Genomic DNA, 7048 nt, shown 5'->3' with positions numbered 1-7048 from the left:
AGCCGCACGCCATACGCTTCCAACAAGATTCGGGCTTACTATGCCGGAATTCCGTTAACCAATGGCGTTGGAGAAACCACCATTGAAGATTTGAATCAATCGGTTTTGTCAAGTATCGAAGTCATTAAAGGACCAGCCTCCGGTTTTTACGGCGCTGGTCTGGGCGGCACCTTGCTGTTTGATGCCGTTCATCCAGATCAGAACCAATTTTCGGTTGACTACGGCTTTGGATCATATCAAACCCACGAGTTTAATGGTAACCTTTACCTGACGGGAGATTACAGCAACAACCATTTGGCTGTTGAGCGACTAAGTTCTGACGGCTATCGTGAAAACAACGAAACGGAACGGGTCAATCTGAATTATGTCGGCCAGTTTGCTATTGCCAGTCACCAGTTAAACCTGATCGTGAACCACACGGATTTAAAGGCGTATATTCCCAGCTCGGTGGATTTGGACACCTTCACTAAGACCCCCGAACTGGCAGCCGGAAACTGGGCAGCCATTCGTGGCTACGAAGACTATCAAAAGAATCTGCTGGGCGCGTCGGTCATTTCTGACTGGAACCGTAACTGGAAGTCAACCATCAGTTTCTTTGGGCAAAACCGTGCGTCAGATGAATTGCGGCCGTTTAATTTTCTAACCGAAGAAAGTCATTATTTCGGGGGGCGTTTTGTTGTGGAGAAAACGATTCCCACCGAAAACGGAAGTTGGAAAATCATGCTGGGGAATGAGAGTTTCTTTGAAAACTACGACTGGGCAACATACGAGAATACCGACGACAGAACCAAGGGCGACATTCTTTCTGACAACAAGGAAAAGCGAAACTATGTCAATGGCTTTGGGCAAATTGATTACTATTTAGCCAAGCGGTTACGAGTTTCAGCCGGAGCAAATATCAACAAAACATATTACGACTACACCGATTTACTCGCCGCAGACGGCGACCGATCTGGCGACCATTCTTTTAAGACAATTATTTCGCCCCGTGTGGCTGTAAACTACTCGCTGACTGATAAGAACAAGCTGTACGCACAGGTGAGTCATGGTTTTTCGCCCCCCAGCCTGGAAGAAACCTTACTGCCGGAAGGCGGGCGAAATACCGATATTCAGCCTGAAACCGGCTGGAACTACGAATTAGGAAGCCGCGGTTATTTGTTTGATGAATTGTACTACGACATCTCGGCTTTTTACATGAACATTGAAAATTTACTGGTTGCACGGCGGGTGGACGAAGATGCCTACCTGGGAATCAACGCCGGAAAAACCGCTCATCCGGGATTGGAATACTACTTCCAATACCAACTGCCGGAAGGACAACACCGAACCCACCGACTGGCCGTAAACGGAAGTTTTTCGCCGTTCTATTTCCTTGATTTTGTAGATGGCGAAAACGACTATTCGGACAAAGAACTCACAGGAACGCCGCGCCACCAAACAAACTTCAGCTATGCCCTGATTATCAAACAGCGCTTCAACTTCCAGCTGAATTACCAACAAGTGGGAAAGATTCCGTTACGTGACGACAATTCCATCTATTCGGATGCCTATGGCCTGTTAAATGCAAACGTTCAATACCTGAAAACCTGGGGAAGTCTCAATGTGAAAGCCCTGTTAGCCCTTAACAATCTTACCGGAGAACATTACAGTTCCATGGTTCTAATTAATGCCAGCTCGTTTGGAGGAAGCGCGCCGCGGTATTACTACCCGGGATTGCCGCGCAATTTCGCGTTCCGGCTGAAGTTTTCCTATTTGTTTTAGCCGCTTAGATAAGAAAATGCAGGTTAAGTCCGGCCACATCGGCCCCGTGCCACTGCCCACTGACTTTCAATTGTTGCCAGACGTAATATACATCCACGCGGAAATGTTTCCGTTCGAGCACGTGCAAACCACCGTAAATCCGGCCTAAATGCAGCTGCTCCCCATTGAGTTTGGTAAACAGTTCTTCACCCAGATAAGGTTTGGGCCACTTTCCAAAGGAAGAAAAATGAACAAAGATATTGTGGTAAAAACGCCCGTAGCTTTCGCCTTCGCTAAACATCAGGTATTCGGGCCGATTGGTTGTGCTGCATTTTATTTTTGATGACGACAAATGCATGGTGCTTACCAATTGGGGGCGGTATTCCATCTTTTCACCTGTTAACTTTTGATGCTGCGAAGTTCGAAAAGCAAACCCAAGGTTTAACCAATCATTCATCTTACGCGAAACAGACAAATCAAGGTAAGTCATCTCACGAAGATTATCACCGGTCAGGTACTGAACTTTAGTGCTCAGCCTCAAATTGTATTGGGGGCTTAACCTCACATTGAGATAGGTCGTATTCCACAAATAGAAATCACGTTTCTCCTGCGAAAAAACAGCTTGCCCCCCGAGCAACAAAATCAATAATCCAACGAGTAGTCTGCACATGTTTCCCATCCTTATCTCAAGCCGCAAAGATAAGCTTTCGGCTAAAATTCAATATATTCGTGGACAGAAATCCGTTTAAACTTAATATTATGAAGACAATCATGCGTTTATCCACTCTTTGCTTATTCATCTCCCTGTCGTTAAGCACTTCGGCTCAAAAGCCTGATCAGCTCAGGAAAATCATCAAACCCAATGCTGAAGTTGAGAAAATAGCATCTGGCTTTGCTTTTACCGAAGGTCCGGCTCCCGATAAAAAGGGACAAGTTTATTTTACTGACCAGCCTAACAACAAAATCTATATCTGGAACGAAAATGATGAAATCATGGAATTTGAGGTTGACGGCGAGCGGGCGAATGGTTTATATTTCGATCACGACGGGCAACTGGTTGCATGTGCCGACTACCGGAACAAACTGATTAAAATTGATTTGAAAGGAAATAAGACCGTGCTTGCCGATAGTTATGACGGCAATCATTTGAACGGTCCCAATGATTTGTGGATTCACCCCAACGGCAACATTTACATTACCGACAGCTATTACCATCGCCCCTGGTGGCCCGAAGGACAAGTTCAGGCACAGGATGAACGAGCTGTTTACTGCGTAACTCCGAAAGGGAAAATGAGCCGGGTTGCCGATGGCTTTGTTATGCCAAACGGGATCATTGGTACGCCGGACGGTTCGACTTTATATGTGGCCGATATCAACGACAAGAAAATCTGGAAATACGACATCCAGCAAGATGGGAGCTTAGCCAACAAAACATTCTTTGCACCTGAAGGATCTGATGGAATGACCATCGACCATCAAGGCAATGTTTACCTGACCAACCAGGCTGTTTCGGTTTATTCAAAAGATGGCGTAAAGCTGGGTGCCATTCAGATTCCGGAGCAGCCAGCCAATCTGTGCTTTGGAGGCAAAAACCGCAAGACCTTGTTTGTAACCGCTCGCACATCGGTCTACAAACTGGCGATGAAAGTGATGGGAGTGCAATAAAAAAGCTGCTCAATTGAGCAGCTTTTCTAGTTTATGTTCTATTCAGAAATTATCCATTGATGGCTTGCGTAGCCGCCGCTTTCAGCTGCTTGGCCGTGTCGTCATTCGGGGTCAGCTTCAGCGCTTTATCAAAATAGGGCAATGCCTTTTTGAATTCTTCTCTGGCTTCAGTCGTTGCAGCTTTATACTGGTCATCATTGGTAGTAAATTTACCGGCAGCCACATCGGAAGCAGCCTCCTTTAAAATCGCAGCACCTTTTTTATAAAACGCATTTCCTTCCTTCAGGTAGAACGTTGAAAGCATGTCTTTCATCTTCATATCATTCGGATTCGAAGCCATCCCTGCTTCCAGCGTTTCTACAAATCCATCATCATCACCTGTTTGTCGTTGCGCATTGGCCTTATACAAATAGGCTGTTGACGTCTTGTAGTTATTCTCAATCGACTGCCCAAAATACTTGACAGCCTTTTCGAAGTTCTTCACTTTGTAGGCACAGTACCCAGCATTGTAGATCATGGCATTGTCCTGCTCTTCTTCGCTCCAGTTTGCTAATGATTTCTCAAACAATTCCAGAGCCTTTTTGTAATCTTTTGCGCGTAATGCATCGTTTCCGTCGTTCTTCAGTTGAACCGCGTCAACAGTATCTTGTGCGAACCCGACGGCAACCACTCCAAGGCAAAAAATAGTTAATAAAAACAATCGCTTCATAATTTGTTCCTCTTTCAGTTTTATTAATAAATCAAGATAAATCCTACATTTTTTCTATCGAAGTTTCCAAAAATAGTAATAATGATTCAAAAACCTAAACAATTTTTGCAATGCTTTGGTTTTAATCGCTCATCAATAAGAATTTACATTAACAAAAAACAGGACACTTTTCAGGATCCTGTTTTCAACTTTCTAAGCAAACTAAACTTACTCGGGGCTAACCAGGCCAAGCCCTTCAACGATTTTTTTCACCTCGGGGTTTCCTTTATAACGAATTTTTCCAACACCTTCTATTTTAGCGTTCAATAAATCAATAGCATACACCGATCCTCCTCCAATTCCTTCTATTTCGATCGTCACGACTTGAGTTTTCAATTCGTCAGCATCGATATGGCCCGCTCCTGAAATCCGGGCTCCCATTGTTTTTGCCACGCCCCGAAAATTAAAACTAACACCTCCTTCACCAACAACTCTCAGGTGGTCCACCTTCATTTCCATCTCAATTTTAGCGCCGCCTTCAACACGTAAATAAAAATCGTTCAAGTCAACATAGCCTTTGGTCTCGAGTTTCACACCACCCTCAATTCGCAATTCATTCAAATCAACAAATTCAACATACAGTATTACACCGCTAAAGTTAAGATGCCGCTCGCGAAGGGTCACGCTCAGTGTGTGCCCGTCGCTATCGACCTTGATGTGCTCGAAGAATTCTTCGTCTGCCTTAATTTGCAAGCCGGGTCGATCCGACTGTTTCAGAATTACTTTGTAACCGCCCTCCAAAACGATTCGCTCAAAATTGGAAATCTCATACGTTTGTATTTCGTCATCATCCCATTCAGGCGATGTCGATGAAAAACAAGACGAGGTAATAAATACAAGGAAAAGACAAATGGCAATTAGCTGACTCGTTTTCATGGCAAAGTGTTTTCATTTTTTAGTTTTTTTCTGCAAAATCGAAAAAGATTCAAATACTGAGACAAAGCTATACAACAACGTTTCCAATGATCTACTTTTTTCGATAAGTGTGCGCTTTTTACAGGTAAAAGTGTCGCTTAATCCGAATGGACCTCATTGTTTTGCCTCCGAACCAACAAAACACGAATATAAGCCAAAACATAAGTCAACAAAAGGATGGCCACTCCAAAAATAATCAGGTCGGTAAGCTGCAAGCCCGACAGATCTTTTAAGCTAAAAAACCCACGAATTAAACCAAACAGGAGCAACACCATCAACACGAGTGGAGTTTGCGCACGTTGCCGCATTTGTAAACGAACACTCAGTCCCGCCCACAATAAGCCAAGGCCGAGCAGCACCAACCCGTCGCGAACTTTGGGTTCAATCAGGTTTAAAACACCAAAAACAAAGGGAATAATGGCGACCAGATATAAAACCCGAATCAAGCTACTGAAAACCTTTTGAAACTGTTTTTCATTATTCAGATGTGGAAAGATGGTCTTAGCATGACGATGCTTCGACTGAAACCTGGTCGACTGCAAGTCGACTTCCGACTGGATCAATTGCCTTCTGAGCGCTTCCTGAACAGCAAATTCGACCGCTTCCGGCTGATACGAATCACGCAGCTTGAGCAATTCAATCAATTCAGCGTCGCTAAGTGAAGTGATCCGGTTCTTTAGTTCTTCATTTTCCATACCGCAAAAATAGGAAAGTTCGTTCAGCTACAAAGCAGAATACCAATCTGAATGCTCTGATTGGCTCGACCACCCATCAAAAACCTTTAAACTTATTAACAGTGATTCTGCTCAAGGTTTACTAAATTTGGTCTCCGAACCAAAAAAGAAAACACATGTATAATTTTGAATTCAAAAACCCGGTAAAGATATTATTCGGGAAAGGAAAGATTGCTAAAATAGCCAACGAGCTTCCGAAAGATAAGAAAATTCTGCTTACCTATGGTGGGGGTAGTATTTTTAAAAATGGCGTTTACGACCAGGTCAAAGCGGCAACAAAAGACTTCAACGTCATCGAATTTGGCGGCATTGAAGCCAACCCGCACTACGAAACCCTGATGAAAGCGGTGGCGCTCGTGAAAGCAGAAAAGGTGGATTACCTGCTTTCCGTTGGAGGTGGCTCCGTACTGGATGGAACCAAGTTTATTGCGGCGGCGGCTTTGTATGAAGGCGAAGAACCCTGGGATATTTGCGCCAAGCGTAGCCAGGTTAATATTCAAAAAGCGATTCCAATTGGCGCAGTTCTAACGCTTCCGGCAACTGGTTCTGAAATGAATGGAAATGCCGTCGTCACACGGGTTTCAACGGAAGAAAAGCTGGCCTTTGACTCGCCGGCGGTGATGCCTCAGTTTTCGGTGCTTGATCCTGAAGTTATTTTCTCACTGCCCGATCGCCAGGTGGCCAATGGCATTGTTGATGCCTTTATTCATGTGATGGAGCAGTACCTCACTTTTCCGGTCAATTCGCCTTTACAGGATCGTTTTGCCGAAGGCATTTTGCACACATTGATTGAGGAAGGCCCGAAAGTATTGGCTAACCGCAAAGACTATGAAGCCGCCGCCAACTTTATGTGGAGTGCCACCATGGCCCTGAATGGACTGATTGGCATGGGTGTTCCACAAGACTGGGCAACCCACATGATTGGGCACGAGTTGACCGCCTATCACGGCATCGACCATGCGCGTACCCTGGCCATTGTGCTTCCCGGAATGATGCATATCCGCCGTAAGGAAAAGCAGGACAAAATTCTGCAATATGGCGAACGAATCTGGGGAGTTCGTGAAGGAACCGTGGACGAACGCATTGACCAGACCATTGCGAAGACCATTGCCTTTTTTGAGTCAGTCGGCATAAAAACCACCCTACCCGATTATGAAGTTCCGGCAGAAACCATTGGCCGAATAACATCACGCTTTGAAGAACGGGGAATGAAAATTGGTGAGAAAGCCGACATTGGCCCCGGCGA

The 7048-nt window shown here is 44.9% G+C and carries 7 protein-coding genes; 3 read left to right on the top strand and 4 right to left on the bottom strand.

Going from position 1 to position 7048, the window contains the following annotated elements; genetic code table 11:
• Positions 1 to 1761: TonB-dependent receptor (locus AAC033_RS17725; protein WP_339740596.1), on the top strand; the 1761-nt coding region annotated here is incomplete at its 5' end.
• 4 nt (positions 1762 to 1765) lie between these two features.
• On the opposite strand, the gene AAC033_RS17720 is transcribed toward AAC033_RS17725, so the two are convergent.
• Positions 1766 to 2410, bottom strand: coding sequence for a DUF2490 domain-containing protein (locus AAC033_RS17720; protein WP_339740594.1), 645 nt, complete (start codon positions 2408 to 2410; stop codon positions 1766 to 1768).
• Between the two features lie 89 nt (positions 2411 to 2499).
• Here AAC033_RS17720 and AAC033_RS17715 point away from each other — a divergent pair, with 89 nt between their 5' ends.
• The gene (locus AAC033_RS17715) at positions 2500 to 3405 is read left to right on the top strand and encodes an SMP-30/gluconolactonase/LRE family protein (RefSeq protein WP_339740592.1); all 906 of its coding nucleotides are present in this window, start codon (positions 2500 to 2502) and stop codon (positions 3403 to 3405) included.
• Positions 3406 to 3454: 49 nt separating this feature from the next.
• Here AAC033_RS17715 and AAC033_RS17710 read toward each other — a convergent pair whose 3' ends face one another.
• From AAC033_RS17710 to AAC033_RS17700, 3 genes are all read right to left on the bottom strand, one after another.
• The gene (locus tag AAC033_RS17710; RefSeq protein WP_339740590.1) at positions 3455 to 4114 is read right to left on the bottom strand and encodes a tetratricopeptide repeat protein; all 660 of its coding nucleotides are present in this window, start codon (positions 4112 to 4114) and stop codon (positions 3455 to 3457) included.
• Between the two features lie 207 nt (positions 4115 to 4321).
• On the bottom strand, positions 4322 to 5029 hold the full coding sequence (locus tag AAC033_RS17705) for a head GIN domain-containing protein (protein WP_339740588.1): 708 nt from the start codon (positions 5027 to 5029) through the stop codon (positions 4322 to 4324).
• A 137-nt stretch (positions 5030 to 5166) separates the two neighbouring features.
• Entirely contained in the window at positions 5167 to 5763 is a 597-nt protein-coding gene (locus AAC033_RS17700) for a hypothetical protein (RefSeq protein ID WP_339740586.1), read from the bottom strand.
• A 155-nt stretch (positions 5764 to 5918) separates the two neighbouring features.
• On the opposite strand from AAC033_RS17700, the gene AAC033_RS17695 reads away from it, so the two are divergent.
• On the top strand, positions 5919 to 7048 hold a 1130-nt coding region (locus AAC033_RS17695), incomplete at its 3' end, for an iron-containing alcohol dehydrogenase (protein WP_339740585.1).

Origin of the sequence: uncultured Sunxiuqinia sp. (assembly GCF_963974515.1) — a bacterium.
In the GTDB taxonomy this organism is placed as follows: domain Bacteria; phylum Bacteroidota; class Bacteroidia; order Bacteroidales; family Prolixibacteraceae; genus Sunxiuqinia.
The sequence above is the reverse complement of the archived record's forward strand: the minus strand, read 5'-3'. Positions and strand labels throughout refer to the sequence as shown.

What these genes read in the sequence shown, in the direction of transcription:
- AAC033_RS17720 (WP_339740594.1), bottom strand. Translation starts at nt 2,410, where the DNA reads ATGTGCAGACTACTCGTTGGATTATTGATTTTGTTGCTCGGGGGGCAA.
- AAC033_RS17715 (WP_339740592.1), top strand. Translation starts at nt 2,500, where the DNA reads ATGAAGACAATCATGCGTTTATCCACTCTTTGCTTATTCATCTCCCTG.
- AAC033_RS17710 (WP_339740590.1), bottom strand. Translation starts at nt 4,114, where the DNA reads ATGAAGCGATTGTTTTTATTAACTATTTTTTGCCTTGGAGTGGTTGCC.
- AAC033_RS17705 (WP_339740588.1), bottom strand. Translation starts at nt 5,029, where the DNA reads ATGAAAACGAGTCAGCTAATTGCCATTTGTCTTTTCCTTGTATTTATT.
- AAC033_RS17700 (WP_339740586.1), bottom strand. Translation starts at nt 5,763, where the DNA reads ATGGAAAATGAAGAACTAAAGAACCGGATCACTTCACTTAGCGACGCT.